The organism is Kribbella sp. NPDC056951 (assembly GCF_042674205.1).
Classification (GTDB): Bacteria; Actinomycetota; Actinomycetes; order Propionibacteriales; family Kribbellaceae; genus Kribbella; species Kribbella yunnanensis.
Genome location: NZ_JBHUQZ010000002.1, coordinates 675,317 through 698,787, shown reverse-complemented (window position 1 = coordinate 698,787; position 23,471 = coordinate 675,317). Strand labels below are relative to the sequence as shown.

The window sequence follows — 23,471 nt, the reverse complement described above, 5'->3', positions numbered from 1 at the left end:
GGTCTTAGTCATGGCGCGCGTTGTTCACTCCTACGACGATCCTGAGCGGTTCGTCGCCGGCACCGTGGGGGAACCCGGTGCGAGAACCTTCTTCCTGCAGGCCAGGGCCGGTGTCCGGCTGACCTCGGTGGCTTGTGAGAAGGAACAGGTGATGGCGCTCGCGGAGCGGCTGGACGTGATGCTGGACGAGGTCGCGCGGCGGTTCGAGCGGGAGCCGCTGGCACCGACCGGGCCGGACGACACCGATCCGCTGGAGCAGCCGATCGAGGAGGAGTTCCGGGCCGGCACCATGACGCTGGCCTGGGAGGCCGACGCCGAGCGGGTGGTGATCGAGGTGTTCGCGGTGGTCACCAGCGAGCAGGCCGAGCTCGAGGAGGAGGACCCGGTCGCGGCCGCGCTCGAGTCCGAGGACGGCGAGGTGTTCGTGGTCCGGCTCAGCGAGCAGCAGGCCCGGGCGTTCGCCCGGCGCGCGGTGGCGCTGGTCGCCTCCGGCCGCCCGAGCTGCCCGTTCTGCGGCCGCCCGATCGACCCCGAGGGCCACATCTGCCCGCGGGCCAACGGCTACCGCAGGCACCTACCCGAATGACCGATCTCGACCTCCTCGCTCGCGGGGAGCTTTCTCTGCATGGTCGGCTGATGGCGGCCTCGAACGGGACTTATCAGGGTTCGGTGAGTCTCGGTTCCGCGAGTGCGACGGTTGTCTACAAGCCGGTGCAGGGCGAACGGCCGTTGTGGGATTTCCCCGACGGCACGCTGGCTGAGCGCGAGTACGCGGCGTACGTCGTCTCTGAGGAGCTCGGCTGGTCGATCGTGCCGCCGACGTTGTTACGTGATGGGCCACTCGGTGAGGGCATGGTCCAGTTGTGGATTGACGAGGTCGAGGTGGGCGCGGGCGAGACCGAACTGGTCGACATCGTGCCGCAAGGACGAGTGCCGTCCGGATGGGTCGGCGTACTGGATGCGCTGGATGGGCGGCACAACCCGGTGACGCTGGTGCACGCGGACACTGAGGCGTTGCGGCGGATGGCCGTGTTCGATGCCCTGGTCAACAATGCCGACCGCAAGGGCGGGCACGTGCTGAACCCGGGCGACGGCCGCGTGTTCGGCGTCGACCACGGGGTGACCTTCAACGCCGACGACAAGCTCCGGACCGTGTTGTGGGGTTGGGCCGGTGACCCGATCGCGCCGGACCTCCTCGACGACGTACGGCGATTGGCCGACGGACTGGCCGGTGCTTTCGGGCAGGAGCTCGGCCAGTTGATCACCGGCGTCGAGCTGACCGCGACGCGGGAGCGCTGCGCGACCCTGCTGAAATCTGGTTCCTACCCCTACCCGAGCGAGGACTGGCCGGCCATTCCCTGGCCGGCCTTCTGAGCCTCGCTTGGGCTCATGCCACGCTCGCGTTTGAAGGCGGCGCTGAAGCTGAACGCGTCGCCGTACCCGACCCGCCGGGCGACGGCGGCGACGGTGGCACCGGGTTCGGTGAGCAGGTCGGTCGCGAGCGTCATCCGGAGTTCGGTCAGGTAGGTGAGCGGGGCCTGGCCGGTCAGGTGGGTGAAACGCCGTACGAGCGTGGTCCGGGAGACCGCGGCCACCTCGGCGAGCCCGGCCAGCGTCCAGCCGGCGGCGGGGGAGCCGTGCATGGCCTGCAGGACCGGACCGGCCACCTCGTCGCCGAGCGCGCGGTACCAGGGCGGTGGGTTGGCCTCGAACCAGTCGCGCAGGCAACAGACCATCAGCCAGTCGAGCAGCCGGTCCAGGCCGACATGACGGCCGAGGGCGCCGGCCGCGATCCGCTCCTGCAGGTACTCACGCAGCGGCGTGCAGTCGTGATCCTCCGGTACGACGACCAGCGGCGGAAGCTCGGTGACCAGTCGGCGGGGGAGTTCCTGGCGAACGTGGTACGCCCCGGCCATCAGCACGGTGCCATGGTCGATCGGCCCGGGGGAGTCGACCCGGCCGTCGCAGCGGACGTCGATGATCGGTCCGGATCGGGTCGGGTCGTCGGTGAAGAGGAACGGCTCCGGGCCGCGGATGATCGCGGTGTCACCGGGCACGATCCGCACGGGTTCGGTGCCTTCGGCAACAATCCAGCCGGTGCCGAGGAGCGGTGCGCAGAACGTCAGCGCCGCGCCGTCGACGAAACGCAGCGCGTACGGCGGCGCGAGCACCGGCGTACCGAGAACGGCGCCTTCGGCTCGCAGGCCGCGTAACAGGTCGTCGAGGGGATCCACGGGGACCAGCCTAGGTGGGCCGTCCGCATATGAGCCTGGTCCGATCGCCCATTCGGTCGGGGGAGGTCCGCGGATTGACTGTGGGTATGACGATTTTGGTGTTGGGTGCGACAGGTAAGAGTGGTCGGCGAGTGGTCGCGCGGCTGCGTGCGGATGGTGTTGAGGTGCGGGCGGCGTCGAGGTCGGGCGAGACCCGGTTCGACTGGACGGATCGCGGTACGTGGGCGGCCGCCGTACAGGGTGTGGAGGCGGTGTACCTCGTGGCGCCGGAGGATCCGGAGCCGATCGAGGGGTTTGTGGAGCAGGCGGTGGCGGCCGGCGTACGGCGGTTTGTCGCACTGTCGGGGCGGTCGATGGACAAGGTCGTCGGGCGGTTCGCGCCGGGGATGGCCGAGGGGGAGCGGGTCGTTCAGGCCTCCGGGGTCGGGTGGACGATTCTGCGGGCCAACAACTTCGCGCAGAACTTCTCTGAGGACGTGTGGTCCGAGCCGGTGGAGGCGGGGGTGTTGGCGTTGCCGGCTGGTGAGGTGCGGGAGCCGTTCGTCGACCTGGAGGACGTGGCGGAGGTTGCGGCCAAGGTGCTGACGTCGGCCGGTCACGAGGGCCGGGCTTATGACCTGTCGGGGCCGGAGGCGATCACGTTCGGCGAGGCGGTGGCGGCGATCGCGAAGGTGTCGGGGCGTCCGGTCTCGTATGTCGCGGTGACGCCGGCCGAGTATCGCGCATCGTTGGTTGGGATCGGGTGGCCGAATGAGGTCGCTGACGAGCTGAACGAATTGTTCGCGATCATGCGCGAGGGGTATCTGACCGCGCCGAGCGACGACATCGCCGAGCTGCTCGGTCGGCCGGCGGGGAGCTTCACGGCGTACGTCGAGCGGACCTGGGCAGGGTAACCGACCGCGCGGCGGCACGCGGCCGCGCCCGGGGAATGGAACCGTGTCGCGTCAATGAATTCGTGCCTGACATAAGCTCCAGACCATGCAGGCGTGGACTCATCCAGACATCCCGGTCGTCCCGGGCCCGGCCCGGCGGCTGCGCCTCCACGACACCGCCTCCGGCGGACCGGTCGAGGTGGCGCCGGTCGACGGCTCGACCGCCCGGATGTACGTGTGCGGCATCACGCCGTACGACGCGACCCACATGGGGCACGCGGCGACGTACGTCACGTTCGACCTGGTGAACCGCTTGTGGCGGGACGCGGGGTACGAGGTGCTGTACACGCAGAACATCACCGATGTGGACGACCCGCTGCTGGAGCGCGCCGCCGCGACCGGTGTCGACTGGACCGAGCTGGCGCACAAGGAGATCCAGCTCTTCCGCGACGACATGACCGCGCTGCGGGTGATCCCGCCGCAGCATTACATCGGTGTCGTCGAGTCGATCGACCTGGTGGCGTCTGCTGTCGAGGAGCTACAGGAGTCCGGGGCGGTCTATTCGGTCGACGGGGACCTGTACTTCGCGGTGAAGGCCGACCCGGCGTTCGGGGGCGTCTCCAACTACGACCGGTCGACGATGCTCGCCCTGTTCGCCGAGCGCGGGGGAGACCCGGACCGCCCTGGTAAGCAGGACCCGCTCGACAGCCTCCTGTGGCGCCACGAGCGGCCGGACGAGCCGGCGTGGGACTCGCCGGTTGGGCGCGGTCGGCCGGGCTGGCACGTGGAGTGTTCGGCGATCGCGTTGAAGCACCTCGGGATGTCGTTCGACGTCCAGGGCGGGGGATCGGACCTGATCTTCCCGCACCACGAGATGTCCGCCAGCGGCGCCCAGGTGGCGACCGGCCGGCACCCCTTCGCTCGTGCCTACGTGCACCAGGCGATGGTCGGGCTGGACGGCGAGAAGATGTCCAAGTCCAAGGGCAACCTCGTGCTCGTGTCCAAGGAACGGCTGAGCGGTACCGACCCGATGGCGATCCGCCTCGCACTGCTGGCTCACCACTACCGGACCGACTGGTTCTGGACGGCCGAGGGTTTGACGGAAGCGCAGTCCCGCCTGGACGTGTGGCGAGGCGCGCTCAGCCGCGGTTCCGGCCCCGACGGCCCTGCCACGGTTGACGCCGTACGGGCTACTCTCACCAACGACCTGGACACGGTCGCGGCCCTGTCCGCCGTCGACACCTGGTCCGAAACCAACGGCGACGACCCGACCGCTCCCGCTTTGGTAGCCCAGGCGATCGACTCGTTGCTGGGCATCAAGCTCTAGGTGCGGGGGTGCGCACCCTGTGGGGGGGCTTGAACAAGTTATGCCTTGTTCAAGGCCCCCATTTCCTGTTCACGCCCGCAACAACTGCCCGCAGGTCAGCCGGTGACTGGGATGTGGGTTTTGATGGGGGTGGGGGTTGGGGCGTTGGGCGGGCCCTCGACCGGGGGGTGCGGGGTCGGCTTGGGGGTTGGCTTGGGCTTCACGGTGGCCGGTTTGGCGCAGGTGGCTGAGGCCAGGCGGATGATTTGGGCGCCGTTGCCTAGGTTGATCTTGAGGCCGGTGATGGTGAAGGAGCCGTCGGCGTTCTTGGTCTGCTCGTTCACCGTGATGGCGATCAACGGGTTGGCCGGGGTGCTGAAGGTCTCGGTGGTGCTGGGGATCTTGATGGTTTGGCCCAGCAGGGTGAGGGCGCCGACGTCGATACCGCCCTTGGCGCCGGAGCACCAGACGTTGACGGCGTCGATGCCGACCAGGGAGCTCGGTGGGGTGAGCAGGAGCTTGCAGAGGTCGGGGAGGTTCTTGACCGGCAGGTCCTTGGTGCTCAACGAAGGCAGCGGGATCGGCAGGCCCAGGTCCGGCAGCTTGATGTCGGGGAGCGGGAGGTCGTCGGCGCCGGTCGGAGGGAGGGCGTCGCACTGCTTCTTCAGGTCCGGCGGGATCGGGATCTGGCCGAGGATGTCGGCGCCGACCGAGATGTCGATGAGTTCGACGGAGGCCGAGTTGTTGCCGGCGTTGACGGTGCCGGCGCGGACCGCGAGCAGTGGGTTGTCGGGGAGTTCGAGGGCCGAGGACTTCTTCGGCTTGCCGTCGAGGGATTCGACGTACGGCGTCTTGTCGACGGGCACCTGGCCTTCGGCGCTGACGGCGTAGGCCGACGAGGGCCGGGTGGCCGCGCTCCCCACCGGCGTACTGGCGACCAGGCTGAACGCCACGACTCCGGCCACGGCGGCTGCCGTGACGACGGTCGGTACGAGCTGTCGGCGCATCTCCGGTCTCCTCACGTACGTCACTTGTTGTCGATCTGAACGAGAGTCCCGAGCGGGACCCGCTGAAGTTTCGCCAAGGCGGTCTTAGGCACCCGGACGCATCCGGCGCTGATCGCGGCTCCGAACACGTCGGCGCGCGGCCAGCCGTGGATCGCGACCGTACCAGGTCCGCCACCGAACGTGTCGAGAGTGGGACTGTGTGCACCCAACGGCAGCACGATCGGCGACGCGGAGCGCTTGTGGTCGACGATCGAGCCGAGCAGAAAGGTGCGTCCGGCCGGGGTCGGGGTCTTGCGCGCGCCGACACCGGCCTTCCATGCACCCAATCGCTTGCCCTTCTCGAACAACTCGATCGTCCGCGACGCCGTGTGCACCCGGATCAGGTACGACGAGGAGGCGCGGTCCAGATCGTCGTCGCGCATCCAGCCGGTCGAGCGGTTCGGCTTCGAGGGCAGCAGCACGCGGACCCAGCCGTCGGTCTGCTCGACCACTGGTAGCCAGGTCGGCCCGAACTGCTTCGGCCCGATCTTGGCGAACGGTTCGCTGTCCGGGGCGGAATACAGGGCGGACTCGGATCGCGGGTGGACGACGACCCCGTCGGTCGCTGCATAGGGCTCGGGATCGAGGGGTGCGGTCGCGAGAGTGGTCGCCGTACTGGATGCGGCGAGGGCGGTGAGGTCGACCGGCGGGGGCTCGTCATCGTCGTTGCCGAGGATGCCGATGACGGCGACGACTCCGAGCAGCAGGAGTACCGCGAGGGCAGGCATGGAGCTGCTACCGAGCTCATCCCGCGACCTGCGCATCCCCAGCTCCCCGTGACCGGCCTACTGTCCGACGACGACAATAGGCCGATCCGGAGCGTTACGCCACGGTAGGTGACCCGTGAGTAGTAAACGTTATGGCGTATCCGGGTGGTTCTTGTTCCGCCGGCGCAGGTACCGCTCGAACTCCGCGGCGATTGCGTCACCCGAGGCCTCGGGCAGGTCGGCGGTGTCGCGCTGCTCCTCCAGGGAGTGCACGTACTCCGCGACCTCGGGGTCCTCTTCGCTCAGCTCGTCCGCGCCGCGCTGCCAGGCGCGGGCCATCTCGGGCAGCTCGCCCTCGGGGATCTGCAGGTCGAGCAGGGCCTCGATCTTGCTCAGCAGCGCCAGGGACGCCTTCGGGCAGGGGGAACCCGCGATGTAGTGCGGGATCGCGCCCCAGATCGACACAGCCGGTACGCCGAGTGCGGCGCAGAGGTCCGCGAAGACGCCGGTGATGCCGGTCGGGCCCTCGTACGTCGACGGTTCCAGGCTCCACGAGGCGCTCAGCTCGGCGTCCGAGGAGGTTGCCGAGACGGGGATCGGCCGGGTGTGCGGGGAGTCGGCGAGCAGGGCGCCCAGTACGACGACGATCTGGGCGTTGGACTCGTCGACGACCTCGAGCAGTTCCTGGGCGAAGCCGCGCCAGCGCATGTTCGGCTCGATGCCACGGATCAGCAGTACGTCGCGGTCGGTGTCGGCCGGCTGGGCCACGTAGACCCGGGTCGTCGGCCAGGTCAGCTGCCGGTCGCCGTTCTCGTCGAAGCCGACCTCGGGCCGGTTCACCTGGAAGTCGTAGTACTCCTCCGGGTCGATCTCGGTGACGAGCTCGGCGTTCCACTCCTCGATCAGGTGGTCGACCGCTCCGGTGGCCGCTTCGGCGGCGTCGTTCCAGCCCGCGAACGCCGCGATCACGACCGGGTCCCTCAGGTTCGCGAGATCAACCACTCGCAGGCCCCCTGTCGTCTGTTAGCCATCCGGCAGGGTTGCCGGAATCCGGACTGCCAGCCTACGTCGTCCGATCACGCCACGCGCGACGTTTCAGCAGTGGCGGACCGTGTCGGAGGGACCCGCCCCCCGCGTCGCCCGGTGCGCACGGGAAAATGGTTTCAACACAGGACAAAGTGGAGGGGGAGCCGTGCTGCAGGCCGTGCTCTGGGACATGGACGGAACGCTGGTCGACTCGGAGAAGGTCTGGGCGGAGGTGCAGCTCCGGGTGCTGCCCGAGCTGGGCGGGACCTGGACCGACGAGGACAGTCTTGGGTTGATCGGCAGCGATTTGCGCGACGCCGTCCAGGTCTGGCTGAAGGCGCTGCCCGCCGGTGTGATCACCGGTGAGGAGCTGGCCGAGCGGATCTTCGGCGAGGTGATCGTGTCGCTGCGCCGGGAGGTCGAGTTCCAGCCCGGGGCGCTCGAACTGCTCCAGGCTCTGCGCAAGGCCGACGTACCGTGCGCGCTGGTCTCCGCGTCGTACCGGGTGATGATCGACGCGGTCCTCAGCCACCTGCCGGATGATCCGTTCGACGTGATCATCGCCGGTGACGAGGTGACGAACGGCAAGCCGCATCCGGAGCCCTACCTGACCGCGGCGGCCAAACTCGGGGTCGATCCGACGCAGTGTGTGGTGATCGAGGACTCGATGACTGGCACCGAGTCCGGTACGGCGGCCGGCGCGTATGTCGTCTCCGTACCGCACTGGGTGCCGATCCCGGAGGCGCCGCGCCGTCTGGTCGTGAACTCATTGGAAGTCGTGACTCCGGAGTCACTGCGGCAGTTGCTCTCCTGAGGCGCTACCGTCACTTGGTGCCCTCGGGGGCGTTACTGGGGTAGTTGGGCTGGGGAAGGTGACATGTTGAGCGAGTTGTGGCGGCGGTTGGTGGTGACCGCTGCGGTCGGTGGGCTGGGCGTCGGCCTGGTTGCGTGCGGTGAGCCGGACGACAACGCGCCGCACACCGGCACGACCAGTCCGAAGGCGATGGTCCTGCGGCTGGCGACCACCGACACGATCAGCTCGCTCGATCCGGCCGGTCCGTACGACATCGGTTCGCGGACCGTGCAGGCGAATCTCTACCAGACCCTGCTGACGATCCTGCCGGGGAAGCCGACGCCGGTACCGGATGCGGCGGATTGCCAGTTCGATTCGCCGACGACGTACACGTGCAGTTTGAAGGAAGGCCTGACCTTCCCGAACGGGCATCCGCTGACCTCGTCGGACGTGCGGTTCAGTTTCGACCGGATGCTGACGCTGAAGACTCCGGGTGGGCCGGCGCCGCTGTTCGCGTCGGTGAACTCCGTGAGTACGCCGGATGAGCTGACCGCGGTCTTCAATCTGAAGGCTCCGGATGCGCGGCTGCCTTATCTGCTGACCACGACGGGCGCGTCGATCGTGGATGAGGAGTCGTACCCGACCAAGAAGCTCCTCGACGCGACCGCGGTCGGCAGCGGCCCGTATCAGTTGACGGCGTACCGGCCGGGGGAGTCGGTCACGCTGGCGCGATTCGCGGCGTACAAGGGGTCTCGCGCTGCGCAGAACGACGGGGTGCAGCTCAGCCTGGTCAAGGACGCGGTTGCGTTGAACCAGGCGATCACGAACGGCAAGACGGATGTGGCGTACCGCGGGTTCACGATCGGGCAGCTCGACAAGCTCCGTACGTCGAGTGCCGTGCAAGTGGTCGAGTCCGACGACGCCGTGATCCAGTTCGTCGCGTTCCAGCTCAAGTCGGTGACGTCGCGCAAGCTCGCCGTACGACGGGCTGTCGCGCAGCTGATCGACCGGCCGGCGCTGGTGAAGAAGGCGTACGCCGAACACGTGAGTCCGCTGTATTCAATGGTCCCGCCGAGCTTCGGTGGAGCGACTGATGCGTACCGGTCGGAGTACAAGCAGCCGAACAAGGCGGCCGCGGCGGCGATCCTGAAGGCGGCCGGGGTCAAGGGCGCGGTGCCGTTGACGCTCGGATGGACGCCGACCCGCTTTGGTCCGGGGTCGAAGGCCGAGGCGCTGGAGCTCAAACGGCAGCTGGACGCGTCGGGGTTGTTCCGGGTGACTCTGCGGAGCGCGGAGTGGCCGGCGTATCAGCAGTTGGTTCGCTCCGGGGTGTTCGATCTGTACCTCGCGGGGTGGATCCCGGAGTACCCGGATGCCGACAACTACCTGGCGCCGTTCGTCGGGGTCAGCGATCCGTTCCCGAACGGGTACCGCTCGGCGGCCGCGACAAAACTGCTGCAGCAGGAAAGAGCCGAGCAGAACGGCATCAAGCGCGCTGAGCTGCTCGAGCAGTTGCAGGGCGTGTTCGCCCGGGAGGTGCCGGTAGTCCCGACCTGGCAGGGGCGACTCAGCGTAGTCGCGGGCAAAGATGTGCAGAACGTTTCCGGAGCGCTCGATCCGCTCGCATTTTTGCACCTGTCCGGGCTTCGTAAATGACACAAAGATGCCATGACAGTAACGTTTCGCGAGGTAACCGCGACCCTCGGTAGGAGGGCGTGCTTTACTGCGGAAACGTCCACGATACGGGACGATTTCCTGGCGATCACGATCGGGCAACGCACCGCATTCGGCGTTTGACTCCAGACCGTAATGGCGGCAGGTTAAGGCGGCAGCCATACCGGATTTTGCTCCGGTTCAACCGAATGAGGCAGGGGAGTCGCATCGCGTGAGCGCACCACTCGAGGTCGAACCGGGGTCGACGGCGGCCCAGCCGGAGGCCGTCCTCGACGGAGTCAAGAAGATCGAGGGCCGTTCGCTCTGGCAGATCTCCTGGACGCGGCTGAAGCGCGACAAGATCGCGATCGCCGGTGGAGTCTTCGTCCTGCTGCTGATCTTCGTGGCGATCTTCGCGCCGCTGATCTGCAAGCTGATCGGCATCACCCCGAACGACTTCCATCAGGACCTGGTCGATCCGTCGCTGCAGACACCGATCGGCCGGCTCGGCGGCATCAGCTGGGACCACCCGCTCGGGATCGAGCCAGTCAACGGCCGCGACATCCTGGCCCGGATCCTGTACGGCGCCCGGATCTCGCTGCTGATCGCCTTCCTGGCGACTCTGCTGTCCGTGGTCATCGGTGTCGTGATGGGGGTCGTGGCCGGCTACTTCGGTGGCTGGGTCGACACCCTGATCAGCCGCTTGATGGACATCTTCCTGGCGTTCCCGCTGGTGCTGTTCGCGCTGGCGCTGGTCGGCGCCATTCCGGACTCGGTGCTCGGACTGACCGGCGACCCGCTGCGGGTGGCGCTGATCGTCTTCATCATCGGCTTCTTCAGCTGGCCCTACATCGGCCGCATCATCCGCGGCCAGACGCTGTCGCTGCGCGAGCGCGAGTTCGTGGACGCTGCCCGCAGTCTCGGCGCGCGGCGGCCCTACATCCTGTTCACCGAGCTGCTGCCCAACCTGATCGCGCCGATCCTGGTCTACTCGACGCTGCTGATCCCGACCAACGTCCTGTTCGAGGCTGGTCTGTCCTACCTGGGTGTCGGCGTTCGGCCGCCGACGGCGAGCTGGGGCGACATGCTGTCGATCGCCTCGAAGTGGTACCAGGTCGACCCGATGTACATGATCCCGCCGGGCCTGTCGATCTTCGTCACGGTGCTGGCCTTCAACCTGTTCGGCGACGGGTTGCGCGACGCGTTGGACCCGCGGTCGCGGTAGTACTTCTCTCCAAACCGGGAGCCGTGTGAAGGCACAGCTCTCACCACAAAAAGGGGTGCAACAAGAGATGAGTCGGAAGCGCATCACGACGGTGACCGCCGTCGCTGCGGCCGTCGCCTTGAGTCTGGCGGCTTGCGGGGGACCGAAGGCCAAGCCCGGAGGTGGCACCAGCGAAGGCGGCGCCACGCCGGAGGCCAACGCGGCCGTGGACAAGGTCTACAGCCCGAGTGACAAGAAGGGTGGCACGCTTCGGATGGGCATCACCGAGGCGTGGGACTCCACGGACCCCGGTGACACCTACTACGGTCTGTCCTGGAACCTGGTGCGGAACTACGTCCGCCCGCTGATGACCTTCAAGGCCACTCCGGGCGAGGACGGCGGGAAGCCGGTGCCGGACCTGGCCGAGGCTCCTGGTGTGCCGAGTGACGGCGCCAAGACCTGGACCTACAAGATCCGCAAGGGCATCAAGTTCGAGGACGGCACGCCGGTCACGTCGAAGGACGTCAAGTACGCCGTCGCGCGCTCGCTGGACAAGGCGACCCTGCCGAGCGGCCCGACGTACTTCAACGACTTCCTGCTGGACGTGCCCGAGGGCTTCAGCGTCTACAAGGACAAGGAACTGGCCGGGGTCGCGAAGGCGATCGAGACGCCGGACGACCAGACCATCGTCTTCCACCTGAAGAAGGCGTTCTCGAGCTTCGACTACTTCGCGCAGCTGCCGTCGACCGCTCCGGTCCCGCAGGCGAAGGACACCGGTGCGAAGTACAAGGAGCACCCGGTCGCGACCGGTCCGTACAAGTTCGGTTCGTACGACCCGAACAAGGGCTTCGACCTGGTCCGCAACGAGAACTACGACGCGTCCACCGACCCGGACTCGGGCCGCAAGGCGCTGCCGGACAAGTTCACCATCGCGTACAACGTCGAAGGTACCGACATCGACCAGCGGCTGATCGCCGGTGACCTCGACGTCGACCTCGCCGGTACCGGTGTGCAGCCGGAGACCCAGGCGAAGGTGCTGGCCGACCCGAAGCTGAAGGCACACACGGACAACGTGCCGGCCCCGCGCCTGAACTTCACGGTGCTGAACACCGAGGTCCCGCCGCTGGACAACGTCCACTGCCGCAAGGCGATCCTGTACGCCGCCGACCACGAGGGTTACCAGCGCGCCTACGGTGGCCCGATCGGTGGCGACATCGCGACGAACCTGATGCCGCCGTCGGTGCTCGGCTCGCAGAAGTTCGACGACTACGGTTTCGAGGCCGACAAGAACGGCAACGTCGAGAAGGCCAAGGACGAGCTGAAGCAGTGCAACCAGCCGAACGGCTTCGCGGTGAACATCGCGTTCCGTGGTGACCGCAACAAGGAGAAGGCAGTTGCCGAGACCCTGCAGCAGTCGCTGAAGAAGGCCGGCATCACGCTGACCACCAAGCCGTACCCGACCAGCGACTACACCAAGCTGTACGCCGGCAAGCCGGACTTCGCGAAGGCCAACAAGCTCGGCCTGATCGTCTACAGCTGGGGTGCGGACTGGAACGACGGCTTCGGCTTCCTGCAGCAGATCGTCGACAGCCGGACCATCCGGGCCACCGGTGGTAACACCAACCTGGGTATCCGGCTCCCAGAGGTCGACGCCCTGGTCGACAAGGCGATGTCCGAGACCGACGAGACCAAGCGCAACGGCTACTGGGTCGACGTCGACAAGAAGGTCATGGAGAACGCCGGCGCGCTGCCGGGTATCTGGGCCAAGGGCCTGCTGTACCGCCCGGACACCGTGGCCAACGTGTTCACGAACGCCGGTCAGAACATGTACGACTACGCGGCCATCGGCCTCAAGTAGTAGTCGTTGCCCTGACCAACCAACCGAAATCGCTCAGCAGAGGTAGGTGAAGGCTGACGGTGGCCGGTGATCAGCGATGATCGCCGGCCACCCCGCCGAGCACGGTGTTCGCATATCTGGTCCGCCGGGTGATCGGAGCAGTAATCCTGCTCTTCATCGTCACGGCCGTGACATTCGCGATCTTCTTCCTGGTTCCCAAGCTCGGCGGCGCGACCGCCGACGACCTGGCGTCCCGCTATGTCGGCAAGAGCGCGGGGGCGGCGCAGATCCACGAGACCGCGGTTCGGCTCGGCTTCACCGACCCGCTCTACGAGCAGTACGGCCGCTTCGTGAAGGGCCTGTTCGTCGGGCAGGACTACAACTACGGCCCGGCGACCGAGCACTGCCCGGCGCCGTGCTTCGGCTATTCGTTCCTGACCCAGCAGCCGGTGTGGCCGGACCTGGTCGCGCGAATACCGGTCACTGCCTCGCTGGCGGGTGGTGCGGCCTTCATCTGGCTGATCACCGGCGTCGGCACCGGCATCATCTCGGCCCTCAGACGTGGTTCGGTCCTGGACCGGTCGCTGATGTCGGTCGCGCTGGCCGGTGTCTCGCTGCCGATCTTCTTCACCGGTCTGCTGTCGCTGTCGATCTTCAGTTACGGACTCGGCTGGACAGTCCAGGGCGGTACCAACCCACTTGATGAAACGAACCCTGTCTGGTGGGCGTACGACCTGATTCTTCCTTGGGTGACACTGGCCTTCCTGTACGCCGCGTCGTACGCGCGGCTGACCCGGGCCGGCATGCTCGAGACGATGAACGAGGACTTCGTCCGGACTGCTCGGGCCAAGGGCCTGACCGAGCGGACGGTCGTGATGAAACACGGTCTGCGCTCGGCACTGACCCCGATCCTGACGATCTTCGGTCTGGACCTCGGGTTGCTGATGGGTGGCGCGATCCTCACCGAGACGACGTTCTCGCTGCCCGGTATCGGTCAGTACGCCGTCATCGCACTGCGGGTGAACGACCTGCCGAAGGTGCTCGGCGTGACGCTCGTCGCGGCGTTCTTCATCGTGCTGGCGAACCTGATCGTTGACCTCCTGTACGCCGTCGTCGACCCGAGGGTGCGCATCTCGTGACCGAAACCGCAGACAACACCGTTCAAGGCAACACCGTCCAGCGGCTCCCGCGTGGCGAGGCGTTCCTCGACGTACGGGATCTGAAGGTGCACTTCCCGACCGACGACGGCGTCGTCAAGTCGGTCGACGGGATTTCGTTCCAGCTCGAGCGCGGCAAGACCCTCGGCATCGTGGGGGAGTCCGGCTCCGGCAAGAGCGTGACGAGCCTGTCGATCATGGGGCTGCACGCCCCGGGCGGTGCCCGGATCACGGGCGAGATCTTCCTCGACGGTCAGGACCTGGTGTCCTCGACGCCGGAGGAGGTCCGCCAGCTCCGTGGTAAGCGGATGGCGATGATCTTCCAGGACCCGCTGTCGGCGATGCACCCCTTCTACACGGTCGGCCACCAGATCGTCGAGGCCTACCGGGTGCACAACAAGGTGAGCAAGCAGGTCGCGCGTAAGCACGCGATCGACATGCTCGACCGGGTCGGCATCCCGCAGCCCGACAAGCGGGTGGACGCCTACCCGCACCAGTTCTCCGGCGGTATGCGGCAGCGCGCGATGATCGCGATGGCGCTGTCGTGTGACCCCGACCTGCTGATCGCCGACGAGCCGACGACCGCGCTCGATGTGACCGTGCAGGCGCAGATCCTGGACCTGATCCGGGACCTGCAGCGTGAGTTCAACTCCGCGGTCATCATCATCACCCACGACCTCGGGGTGGTGGCCGAGCTCGCCGACGACATCCAGGTGATGTACGGCGGCCGCGCGATCGAGTACGGGACCGCGGAGGACATCTTCGACAACCCGCAGCACCCGTACACGTGGGGTCTGCTGGGCTCGATGCCGCGGATCGACCGTGAGCGCACCGAGCGGCTGATCCCGATCAAGGGCACGCCGCCGAGCCTGATCAATGTGCCGAAGGGCTGCGCCTTCAACCCGCGCTGCAACTACGCACACCTGAACGGCGGCGCCAGCGAGACCGAACGCCCCGAACTGCTCGACATCGGCGCCGGCCACAAGGTCGCCTGCCACCTCTCCCCGAAGGAACGCCAGCACGCGTGGGAGACCGACATCAAGCCGAAGCTGTGAACGGGACGACACTGTGACTACTCCACCCGATACCTTCCCCGCCCCACCACCCCGGTCGGAAATCGATCCCCTTGCCGTCCCGGGCGTGGAAGCACCTGCCATTGGCGAAGAGCTGCTGTCGGTCGACGGCCTGGTCAAGCACTTCCCGATCCGCAAGGGCCTGCTGCAGCGGCAGACTGGCGCCGTACAGGCTGTTGATGGTCTGACGTTCAATGTCACCCGCGGCGAGACTTTGTCGCTGGTGGGTGAGTCCGGTTGTGGCAAGACGACGACCGGCCGGCTGCTGACCCGGCTGCTGGAGCCGACCGCGGGCAAGATCGTGTTCGAGGGCCGCGACATCAGCCACCTCGGCGAGGCGAAGATGCGGCCGCTGCGTCGCGACGTACAGATGATCTTCCAGGACCCGTACGGTTCGCTGAACCCGCGGCACACCGTCGGCAAGATCGTCGGAGCGCCGTACCGGCTGCAGAACGTGAAGACCGAGCACGGAGTGAAGCGTGCGGTGCAGGAGCTGCTCGAGCTGGTGGGCCTGAGCCCCGAGCACTACAACCGCTACCCGCACGAGTTCTCCGGCGGTCAGCGGCAGCGCATCGGCATCGCGCGCACACTCGCCCTCCGCCCGAAGCTGATCGTCGCCGACGAGCCGGTGTCGGCTTTGGACGTGTCGATCCAGGCGCAGGTCGTCAACCTCCTCGAGGACCTGCAGAAGGAGTTCGACCTTACCTACGTGATGATCGCCCACGACCTGTCGGTCGTCCGGCACGTGTCCGATCGCGTCGCAGTGATGTACCTGGGCAAGATCGTCGAGATCGCCGACCGCGTCAGCCTCTACGAGACCCCGATGCACCCGTACACGGTTGCGTTGCTGTCGGCGGTCCCCGTCCCCGACACGAAGCGCAAGGGCAACGTCAAGCGCATCCGCCTCGAAGGCGACGTACCAAGCCCCATCAACCCGCCGCCCGCCTGCCGCTTCCACACCCGCTGCTGGAAAGCCCAGGAAATCTGCAAAACGGTCGAGCCCCCGCTCCTCCAGCTGGCCCCCGGCCACCAGGCCGCCTGCCACTTCCCGGAAAACCAGGCCGGCGCAACCTCCACCACCCCGGCCGCCACCAACCAAGCCGGAAACTAGCCGAACCAGAACCAACCCCCAGCGCCTGACGAATCTGTCAGGCGCTGGTTTCGTTTGAGTTGGAAAGGATTGTGGGGTGGGTTGGGGTGGCTGAGGATCGGGGGAGCCGCCCTGAGGAGGAGTTGTGATGCGTGGACTGTTGCGCGCTGTGCCGGTTGCGTTGGTTGGTTCGGTGTTGGGGTTTGGGGTGAGTTCGGGGGAGGCGCCGGTGGTGGCGCAGCCGGCGGTTCCGTTGGTGCGGGCTGTGCCGACGAAGGTGATGCCGATCGGGGATTCGATCACGGCGGGGGCCGATGCTGCGCAGGGTGGGTATCGGACGGATCTGTGGCAGTTGTTGCGGGCTGATGGGCGGCCGGTGGACTTTGTCGGGTCGGCTAGTTCGGGGTCGGCGGCGTTGGCCGACAAGGACAACGAGGGGCACGGCGGCTGGACGATCGAGATGATCCAGGGGAGTGTCGTCGGCTGGCTGAACACGTATCAGCCGGATGTCGTGACGTTGATGATCGGGACGAACGACATGCACACGGATGCGTCGTCGGGGGCCGCGCCGGGGCGGTTGTCGACGTTGCTGGATACGATCGCGCAGACGTTGCCGAACACGCAGACGTTCGTGAGCAGCATTCCGCCGATCAACGATGAACTGAAGGACGCGCATGTCGACGCGTTCAACGCGACGATCCCGGCGATGGCGTCGGCGAAGGCGGCCGCGGGCAAGAAGGTCAGCTTCGTGGACACGAACCAGGCCTTCTCGAACCCCTTCGACATGGCCGACGCGCTGCACCCCAACTACGGTTCGCTGTCGAAGGCCGCCGGCCTCTGGTACGGCGCTCTCACCGGCCAGCCCCTGGTCAGGCTGGAAGCCGAGCAGACGGCGAATGCGACTCTCACCCACGTCCAGACCGGCCGAATCACCTCGGCCTCCGGCGGCGGCAAAGCCCGGTACATCGACTTCGACGACAGCGTCGTCGCCTTCACCTTCCAGGTCTCAACAGCCGGCAACTACCGAATCCGCGCCCGCGCCGCCAACGGCATGGGCACGAACTGCAGCCACAACGTCGCCGCCAACGGCGGACCACAGTCAGCCGCCGTCTACCCGTCGTACGGCTGGGACCTGCTCGCGGTGTCGGCCGTCGACGTCCCCCTCAATGCCGGCCAGAACGTAGTCCGGTTCACCAAGGGGGACTGCTACAGCGAACTCGACGCAATCGATATCAGCCCGGTACCAACGGCCTGATGCTCTGCAATGTGTATTGTGCAAGAGGTCTTGTCTAACTGCTGGAGGATTCGGCGTCAATGAGGGGAAGGCGCAACGGCTCCCAGGACCAGGTGGGTCCGAGGAGCCGTTGGGCTACTTCACTGGCTGAAGCAGAAGCCCTGGGCTCCTACGCTCCAGCATTGGATTTGCTTGGTGGCGGTGCTGGAGTTGCCGGCTCGGTCGGTGACTTTTAGTTCGGTGGTGTAGGTCTTTTGGGTGTTGGGGTAGGTGTTGGTGGTGGTTGCGCCGGTGCCGGTTTTGCCGTCGCCGAAGGTCCAGGTGTACGACGCGATGTCGCTGTCGGGGTCGGTCGAACCCGAGCCGTTGAAGGTGCATGCTGCCCATTGGCATTGGACTGTGAAGGCGGCTTTCGGGGGTTGGCCGGCGGGTGGGGTGCCGGCTTGGACCTGCTTGGTTGTCGAGGCCGTCTTGCCGGCGGTGTTGGTGACGGTGAGTTTGACGGTGTAGGTGCCGGCGGTGGCGTAGGTGTGGGAGGGGGTGGCGCCGGTGCCGGTTTGGGTGTCGCCGAAGTCCCAGGCGTAGGAGGCGATGGACGGTGCTGAGGCTGAGCCGTCGAAGGCGCAGGTGAGGGAGTTGGCGCAGTTTGCGGTGAAGGAGGCGGTGGGGGCGTCGGGGTCGTTGTATTTCTTGATGGTTTCGTTGGCCCAGTCGCCCATGACGCCGGTGAGTTTGCCCCAGGCGCCGTAGCTGCCGCAGCCGGTCTTGACCCAGGAGGCGACGCCGATGACGACGCCGTCGACGAGCATGGGCCCGCCGCTGTCGCCTTGGCAGATGCCGTCGTGGCCGTCGGCGTAGCCGGCGCAGATCATGTAGGCGTCGTTGAACGAACCGAACGAGCCGCAGGTGTTGCGGCCGTCGACGAGCGGGTAGTTCTCGACCTTCTTCAGGTGGCCGTACTCGTTCTCGCCGTCGCGGACCCGGCCGTAGCCGAGTAGGAGCGCCTTCTTGCCGGGGTCGTCGAGGGTGCCGTCGGCCGAGTTCGCGACGCGCGGGTACTGGTAGCCCGCCGGGACCGGGATGTCAGTCTCGGTGACCACGATGCCGACGTCCCAGCCCTGCTGCCAGCCGTTCGGCGGCTGGTAGTTCGGGTGCTGCAAGTACTCCTTGACCGCGAGCTTGGTTCCGCCGGACTTGGTCAGGTCGTCCGAGCCGTACAGCATCGACTTCGCGCCGGCGCCGTCCTTGCAGTGCGCGGCCGTGACGATCACGCGGCGCGCCACGACGGCCGCCGTACAGGTCTGGCCCTGTGGGCGGGAACCGCCTTCGCGGAGCATCGCGATGATGAACGGGTGGTCGCGGACGTAGGCCTGTTGCCCGCCGACGATCTGGGTGGTCGGCGGGTTCTCGTTCGGCAGAACCGCGTCGTACGACGGTGGAGCGGCGTACGCGAGTCCGGGGCTGAATGCGATCAACGTGGTGAGGGCTGCCAGTAGTCGTCTCATGACCGCAGGATCGCCAGCGGCGGGGGACCGAACAATCCGCGCAGGGATAGGTAGGGCTACGCATCTATTACTACCTACCCGACTACGGATTGTTCCGCGGATCGCGCGCCTCGACAGTGGCTGCAGATCCGAAGGAGGAACCATGCGTAGAAAGTCCATTGGGCTGTTCGCCGCCACTCTGGCGCTCGTCGTGGCCGGCGCCGGTCAGGTTCAGGCAGTGCCCACCGGCACCGTGCTGAACGCCGGTGCACCCGACACTGTCCCCGGTCTGTACATCGTCGGCCTGTACGGCGGTACGTCGGCCGCCGCATCGACGGTCGGGGCCGAGGCCGACGTACTGACCGATCGGTACGGCGGCACGATCCGCAACGTGTATTCGGCGGCCCTGCGTGGATTCGCCGTGAAGATGTCGGAGGGGCAGGCGCGGCGGCTCGCGGCTGATCCGAAGGTCGAGTTCGTGCAGCAGTCGTTGTGGGTCCATCGGGCCGATGCCAAGGGCAACATGTTCGGCGCCCAGGTGGTTGCCGGGAAAGCGGCCGCGGGGGAGCAGCCGAACCCGCCGTCCTGGGGCCTCGACCGGATCGACGGCGTCAAGGACAGCGTCTACAAGTACCCGAACACCGGCTCCGGCGTCACCGTCTACAACACCGACTCCGAGCTGAACACCGACCACGTCGCGTTCGAAGGCCGGGCCAAGTCCGGGTACGACTTCGTCGACGAGGACGCGAACGTCAACGAGTGCAAGAACGCGACCGACCAGGGCCACGGCACGCACACCGCCGGTACGTCGAGCAGCGAGACGTACGGCGTCGCCAAGGACGTGACCGTGGTCGGGGTGAAGGTGCTCGGCTGTGATGGGAACGCCCCTGACGCGGACTCGATCCAGGGCGTCGACTGGGTCACGCAGAACGCGGTGAAACCGGCCGTGGCGAACGCGAGCTGGACTTCCGGCGGCGCGAACGCGGACCCCGAAGGCATCAATCGGGCCGTCAAGAACTCGATTGCCGCAGGCATCGTCTGGTCGGTTGCTGCTGGCAACGACAATGGCGGAAGCGCCTGTACGCCGAGCCCGGCAAAGGTGCCGGAGGCAATCACCGTCGCGTCGACGGACTCCAACGACAGCCGGTCGAGTTTCTCCAACATCGGGTCCTGCGTGGACATCTTCGCGCCCGGCGGCAACATCACGTCGGCCAGCAACTCGAACAACAACGGCAGTAAGGGCATGTCCGGTACGTCGATGGCCGCGCCGCACGTGACCGGGGCGGTGGCGATGTACCTGTCGGCGAACCCGAGCGCGACCCCGGCGCAGGTCCGCGACGCGCTGGTGAACATGGCGCAGGAAGGCAAGGTGCAGAACCCGGGCGCGGGTTCGCCGAACAAGCTGCTCGATGTCAGCAAGATCGGTGGCGGTCAGCCGGGCGGCCCGACTGCCTCGTTCACGGCGAACTGTGCGAACTCGCTGACCTGTGCCTTCGATGGCACCGCCTCGGCGCCCTCGATTGCGTCGTACGCGTGGGACTTCGGTGACAGCCAGACGGGAACCGGCGCCAAGCCGTCGCACACCTACAGCACGGCCGGCACCTACACGGTGAAGCTGACGGTGACCGACGACGCGGGGAAGATGGGTTCCACGACGAAGCAGGTGCAGGCCGGTGCGCCGCCCGCGGGTCAGCCGCCGAAAGCGTCGTTCACGGTGCAGTGCCAGTGGGCGGTGTGCAGTTTCAACGGTTCGGGTTCGACGGATCCGGACAACGACATCGCGTCGTACGCGTGGAACTTCGGTGACGGCAAGACCGGATCCGGTGCGACGACAAGCAACACCTACGGCAATGCGCAGAAGACCTACACCGCTGAGCTGAAGGTGACCGACCGCAGCGGCAACACGGGCAGTGCAACCAAGCAGATCCAGTGCTGGAGCGTTGGAGCTCAGGGCTTCTGTTTCAGCCAGTAATGCGGCCGAGCTCGGAGCGGGAAACCGCTCCGAGTTTGCGCAGGACCTTCGCGACATGCTGCTCGACAGTCCGCGGCGACAGGAACAGCACCTCGGCGATCTCGCGGTTGGTGAGACCCTGCGACACGAGCCGGGCGACATCCTGCTCCCGCGGCGACAACTCCAGCCCGTAACCCCGGCGACCGCGCCGCGACGGAGCCGGCGTACCGCGGGAGCGTAGGTCGTGCCGGCAGCGGGCCGCATCACGAGTCGCACCCAGTACGTCGTACCAGTCGGCCAGCGCGGGCAGGTCGCGGGACTCGGCCCGCTCCGCAGCCTGGGCGGCGAAGTAGACCGCATCCAGTGCCCGGTACGACGCCTCTGCCGATCGGTAATGCTCTGGGTCCCCAGTCACCTCGCCCCGGCAGGATGACAGCGCAGCCTGCGCGAGCGGCGCATCGCGGCCAGCGATCCCGGCCGCGAACTCGTCGGTCAACGCACCGGCTTCAGCGACGCGACCAGTGACGAGCAGTGTGCTCACGGCGACCGGAGCGAGGTCGGCCGCCCAGACCCAGACGCCTTTGCGCCGGACCAGTTGCAGACCGCGCTCGACGATGGCCGAGGCGGCTGCCAGGTCGTCCTGTGCCAGCCACATCCGGGCCAGCCCGGCGAAACCGCCGATCGCGATCGGGGTGATCGCGTCCGCTGGACTGTGCACGCCGGTGCGGCCGAGGTGCTCGGCTGCGGCCGGCCACTCGCCGCGCGCGATCGCGAGGAGGCCGAGGACCAGCGAGAGTTCGCTTGCTACCGGCAACAAGTCCCGGTACTCGCCGAGCAGCCGGGTGGCGCGGTCGGTGAGGCCGGACCAGTTGCCGGTGTACCAGTCGAGCCGGACTTCGGTGGAGCGGGCGGTGCTGACAACGAAGGGGCTGCCGGCTTCTGCGGCCAGCCGGATCCCGCTGGTGAGGAATTCGCGGGCCTGGTCGAAGCGGCCGATCGTCGTACAGGAGTCGGCGAGGTTGCAGCGGGTGCGGGCGAGTTGGCGGCGTTCGGCCTGGGACTCGACGGTGGTCGGGAGGGCGGTCAGGTCGGACAGGACATCGGGGTCGCCGATGGATAGCCGGGAGCCGAGCAGGTTGGCGAGCAGCGAGAACCGGATCTCGGGCTGGTCGCAACTGCGCAGGTACTCCTCGACCCGTTCGAGCCAGGGGAGGTGCTCGGCCAACGGGGTGTCGCCGATGAACGTCGTACCGAGCAGGGCGGCGCCGCGGGCGGCGAGGTCGGGGCGCTCAGCGAGTTCGTCGACGGCCTGGCCGATCGTCTGGCGGGCCTCGGTGATCCGCCCGCTCTGGCGGACGAGCAGCCGGCCGAGCAACAGCCGGACCTCGCCACGGGCGGCGGTGGACAACCGATGGTCGCTCAGTACGCCGTCCAGGGTCGCGACCGGGTCGTGCTGGTCGAGACCGGCGTACGCGACCGATCCGAGCTTGGTGGCCAGGCGGTCGACCTCGCGGGTCGGCAGGTCGGGTTCGGCGAGGAGTTGCTGGAGGAGACCGGTGGCGACGGCCGGGTCGCCGACTTCGGTGGCGCGGTCGGCCGCCTCCTCGCCGTACCGGAGCCAGTCGGTACGGCGGCCTGCGCGGCGGCTGTGTTCGGCCAGCTGTACGAGTGGTGGCGGCTCGGTGCCGCGCAACGCGTCGATCGCGGCAAGGTGGAGTTGGCGGCGGGCGGGTCCTTCGAGCGAGTCGTAGACCGCCTGTTGAGCGAGGACGTGGCGGAACCCGTACCGGTTCGGACGGGTCTCGTGCAGTACGCCGGCCCGCGCGAGCTGGATGAGCGCGAGCTCGGCATGTTCGGGATCGATGCCCGCGACGACCGACAGTTGTTCGTCTCCGGCCGGTACGCCGAGGACCGCGGCTGCGTGGACGATTCGGTGCGCGAGATCGGGGAGCCCGGCGAGACGGTCGGCGAACGCGTCGCGGAGCAGGACCGGGACCTCGACCTCGTCGGGTAGCCGGGCGGCCGTGCCGTGGAGGGAACGCAACAGCTCTTCGACGACGAAGGGGATCCCGGCGGTTCGCTCGTGCAGGCGGTCGGCGAACTCCTCGCTCACCGGCTCGTGTTCGAGGATGGCGGCCGCCAGGACCCGTACGGCGTCGACGTCGAGTGGTCGGAGTTGGAGGAGGATGCCGGCCACGTGGTCGGGCGGACGGTACGCCGTACCGAGGGGAAGGTGACCGGCGAGGTCCTCGCGGCGGTAGGTGATGACGACCGAGAGGTTCGGTGGCGGGTCGGCCATCAGGAAGCGGAGCAGTTGGCGGGTGCCGTCGTCGGCCCACTGCAGGTCCTCGACGACCAGGACCGCGGGGCCGATCGCGGCGAGCACCTCGCGGGTCGCGCGCAGGGTCCGGTGCCGCTCGGCGTGCGGGTCGCCGATCGGCTCGGGTTGTGGCGGGAGGAGGTCGGCCAGCTCAGGCAGGAGCGGACGCAAGGCCCCGGCGACTGGGCTGACCCGGTGCAAACGGGTGGCGGCCAGGGACCGCAGGGCTTCGATGACAGCGCCGTACGGGAAGGGTTCGCGCAGCGGCTGGCAGTGCCCGACGAGGACCTTGAGGCGGGCGACCTCGGGGTGGGCGAGCAGTTCGTCGACCAGCCTGGTCTTCCCGATCCCGGCCTCGCCTTCGATCATCACCACGGTCGAGCGTCGTGGCACGGTCGAGACCAGCACCTCGAGCTCTTCGCTCCGGCCCACCAGAACAGGTGAGCTCGTGCGCAGCAGGAACGAGCGAGGCATGGTCACTTCC

The 23,471-nt window shown here is 67.6% G+C and carries 19 protein-coding genes; 13 read left to right on the top strand and 6 right to left on the bottom strand.

The annotated features are described in order from the left end of the window. Window positions 1–10: 10 nt before the first annotated feature. On the top strand, window positions 11–586 hold the full coding sequence (locus tag ACFTSF_RS10855; RefSeq protein ID WP_344165039.1) for a DUF3090 family protein: 576 nt from the start codon (window positions 11–13) through the stop codon (window positions 584–586). Then, window positions 583–1,374: an SCO1664 family protein gene (locus ACFTSF_RS10850; protein WP_380153630.1), complete on the top strand. Its 792-nt coding sequence runs from the start codon at window positions 583–585 to the stop codon at window positions 1,372–1,374. The genes ACFTSF_RS10855 and ACFTSF_RS10850 overlap by 4 nt, the downstream gene beginning before the upstream one ends. Here ACFTSF_RS10850 and ACFTSF_RS10845 read toward each other — a convergent pair. Beyond that, window positions 1,329–2,234, bottom strand: a complete 906-nt coding sequence (locus ACFTSF_RS10845; RefSeq protein WP_380153629.1) for an AraC family transcriptional regulator — start codon at window positions 2,232–2,234, stop codon at window positions 1,329–1,331. The genes ACFTSF_RS10850 and ACFTSF_RS10845 overlap by 46 nt on opposite strands. A gap of 86 nt (window positions 2,235–2,320) precedes the next feature. On the opposite strand from ACFTSF_RS10845, the gene ACFTSF_RS10840 reads away from it, so the two are divergent. Next, window positions 2,321–3,127, top strand: coding sequence for an NAD(P)H-binding protein (locus tag ACFTSF_RS10840; protein WP_380153628.1), 807 nt, complete (start codon window positions 2,321–2,323; stop codon window positions 3,125–3,127). An 85-nt stretch (window positions 3,128–3,212) separates the two neighbouring features. Further along, complete coding sequence (gene mshC, locus ACFTSF_RS10835) at window positions 3,213–4,433, top strand: cysteine--1-D-myo-inosityl 2-amino-2-deoxy-alpha-D-glucopyranoside ligase (RefSeq protein WP_380153627.1); 1,221 nt, start codon at window positions 3,213–3,215, stop codon at window positions 4,431–4,433. A gap of 95 nt (window positions 4,434–4,528) precedes the next feature. Here mshC and ACFTSF_RS10830 read toward each other — a convergent pair whose 3' ends face one another. The 3 genes from ACFTSF_RS10830 to ACFTSF_RS10820 all read right to left on the bottom strand — a co-directional run bounded on the left by ACFTSF_RS10830 (window position 4,529) and on the right by ACFTSF_RS10820 (window position 7,167). Further along, window positions 4,529–5,419 (bottom strand): hypothetical protein, encoded by an 891-nt coding sequence (locus ACFTSF_RS10830; RefSeq protein ID WP_380153626.1) that lies wholly within the window; start codon window positions 5,417–5,419, stop codon window positions 4,529–4,531. Between the two features lie 20 nt (window positions 5,420–5,439). Continuing rightward, a complete protein-coding gene (locus ACFTSF_RS10825; protein WP_380153625.1) occupies window positions 5,440–6,222 on the bottom strand; it encodes a L,D-transpeptidase in 783 nt (260 codons plus the stop codon). A 93-nt stretch (window positions 6,223–6,315) separates the two neighbouring features. Beyond that, a complete protein-coding gene (locus ACFTSF_RS10820) occupies window positions 6,316–7,167 on the bottom strand; it encodes a PAC2 family protein (RefSeq protein WP_344162710.1) in 852 nt (283 codons plus the stop codon). Window positions 7,168–7,357: 190 nt separating this feature from the next. On the opposite strand from ACFTSF_RS10820, the gene ACFTSF_RS10815 reads away from it, so the two are divergent. The 8 genes from ACFTSF_RS10815 (at window position 7,358) to ACFTSF_RS10780 (ending at window position 17,253) form a co-directional block, all read left to right on the top strand. Next, window positions 7,358–8,005: an HAD family hydrolase gene (locus ACFTSF_RS10815; RefSeq protein WP_380153624.1), complete on the top strand. Its 648-nt coding sequence runs from the start codon at window positions 7,358–7,360 to the stop codon at window positions 8,003–8,005. 63 nt (window positions 8,006–8,068) lie between these two features. Further along, a complete protein-coding gene (locus ACFTSF_RS10810) occupies window positions 8,069–9,640 on the top strand; it encodes an ABC transporter substrate-binding protein (protein ID WP_380153623.1) in 1,572 nt (523 codons plus the stop codon). A 229-nt stretch (window positions 9,641–9,869) separates the two neighbouring features. After that, window positions 9,870–10,862, top strand: a complete 993-nt coding sequence (locus tag ACFTSF_RS10805; protein WP_380153622.1) for an ABC transporter permease — start codon at window positions 9,870–9,872, stop codon at window positions 10,860–10,862. Window positions 10,863–10,929: 67 nt separating this feature from the next. Beyond that, on the top strand, window positions 10,930–12,699 hold the full coding sequence (locus tag ACFTSF_RS10800) for an ABC transporter substrate-binding protein (RefSeq protein ID WP_344162699.1): 1,770 nt from the start codon (window positions 10,930–10,932) through the stop codon (window positions 12,697–12,699). A gap of 104 nt (window positions 12,700–12,803) precedes the next feature. Continuing rightward, complete coding sequence (locus tag ACFTSF_RS10795; RefSeq protein WP_380153621.1) at window positions 12,804–13,817, top strand: ABC transporter permease; 1,014 nt, start codon at window positions 12,804–12,806, stop codon at window positions 13,815–13,817. Further along, a complete protein-coding gene (locus ACFTSF_RS10790) occupies window positions 13,814–14,890 on the top strand; it encodes an ABC transporter ATP-binding protein (RefSeq protein ID WP_380153620.1) in 1,077 nt (358 codons plus the stop codon). Before ACFTSF_RS10795 ends, ACFTSF_RS10790 begins: the two co-directional genes overlap by 4 nt. An 85-nt stretch (window positions 14,891–14,975) precedes the next feature. Further along, window positions 14,976–16,019, top strand: coding sequence for a dipeptide ABC transporter ATP-binding protein (locus ACFTSF_RS10785; RefSeq protein WP_344162693.1), 1,044 nt, complete (start codon window positions 14,976–14,978; stop codon window positions 16,017–16,019). A 127-nt stretch (window positions 16,020–16,146) separates the two neighbouring features. Further along, window positions 16,147–17,253 (top strand): GDSL-type esterase/lipase family protein, encoded by a 1,107-nt coding sequence (locus ACFTSF_RS10780; protein ID WP_380153619.1) that lies wholly within the window; start codon window positions 16,147–16,149, stop codon window positions 17,251–17,253. Between the two features lie 119 nt (window positions 17,254–17,372). Here the strand turns inward: ACFTSF_RS10780 and ACFTSF_RS10775 are convergent, their stop codons facing one another. Next, complete coding sequence (locus ACFTSF_RS10775; protein ID WP_380153618.1) at window positions 17,373–18,737, bottom strand: PKD domain-containing protein; 1,365 nt, start codon at window positions 18,735–18,737, stop codon at window positions 17,373–17,375. Between the two features lie 142 nt (window positions 18,738–18,879). Here ACFTSF_RS10775 and ACFTSF_RS10770 point away from each other — a divergent pair, with 142 nt between their 5' ends. Beyond that, the gene (locus ACFTSF_RS10770; RefSeq protein ID WP_380153617.1) at window positions 18,880–20,688 is read left to right on the top strand and encodes a S8 family serine peptidase; all 1,809 of its coding nucleotides are present in this window, start codon (window positions 18,880–18,882) and stop codon (window positions 20,686–20,688) included. Here the strand turns inward: ACFTSF_RS10770 and ACFTSF_RS10765 are convergent. Further along, window positions 20,678–23,461, bottom strand: coding sequence for an ATP-binding protein (locus tag ACFTSF_RS10765; protein WP_380153616.1), 2,784 nt, complete (start codon window positions 23,459–23,461; stop codon window positions 20,678–20,680). The two genes, ACFTSF_RS10770 and ACFTSF_RS10765, sit on opposite strands and share 11 nt — an antisense overlap. Window positions 23,462–23,471: the final 10 nt, after the last annotated feature.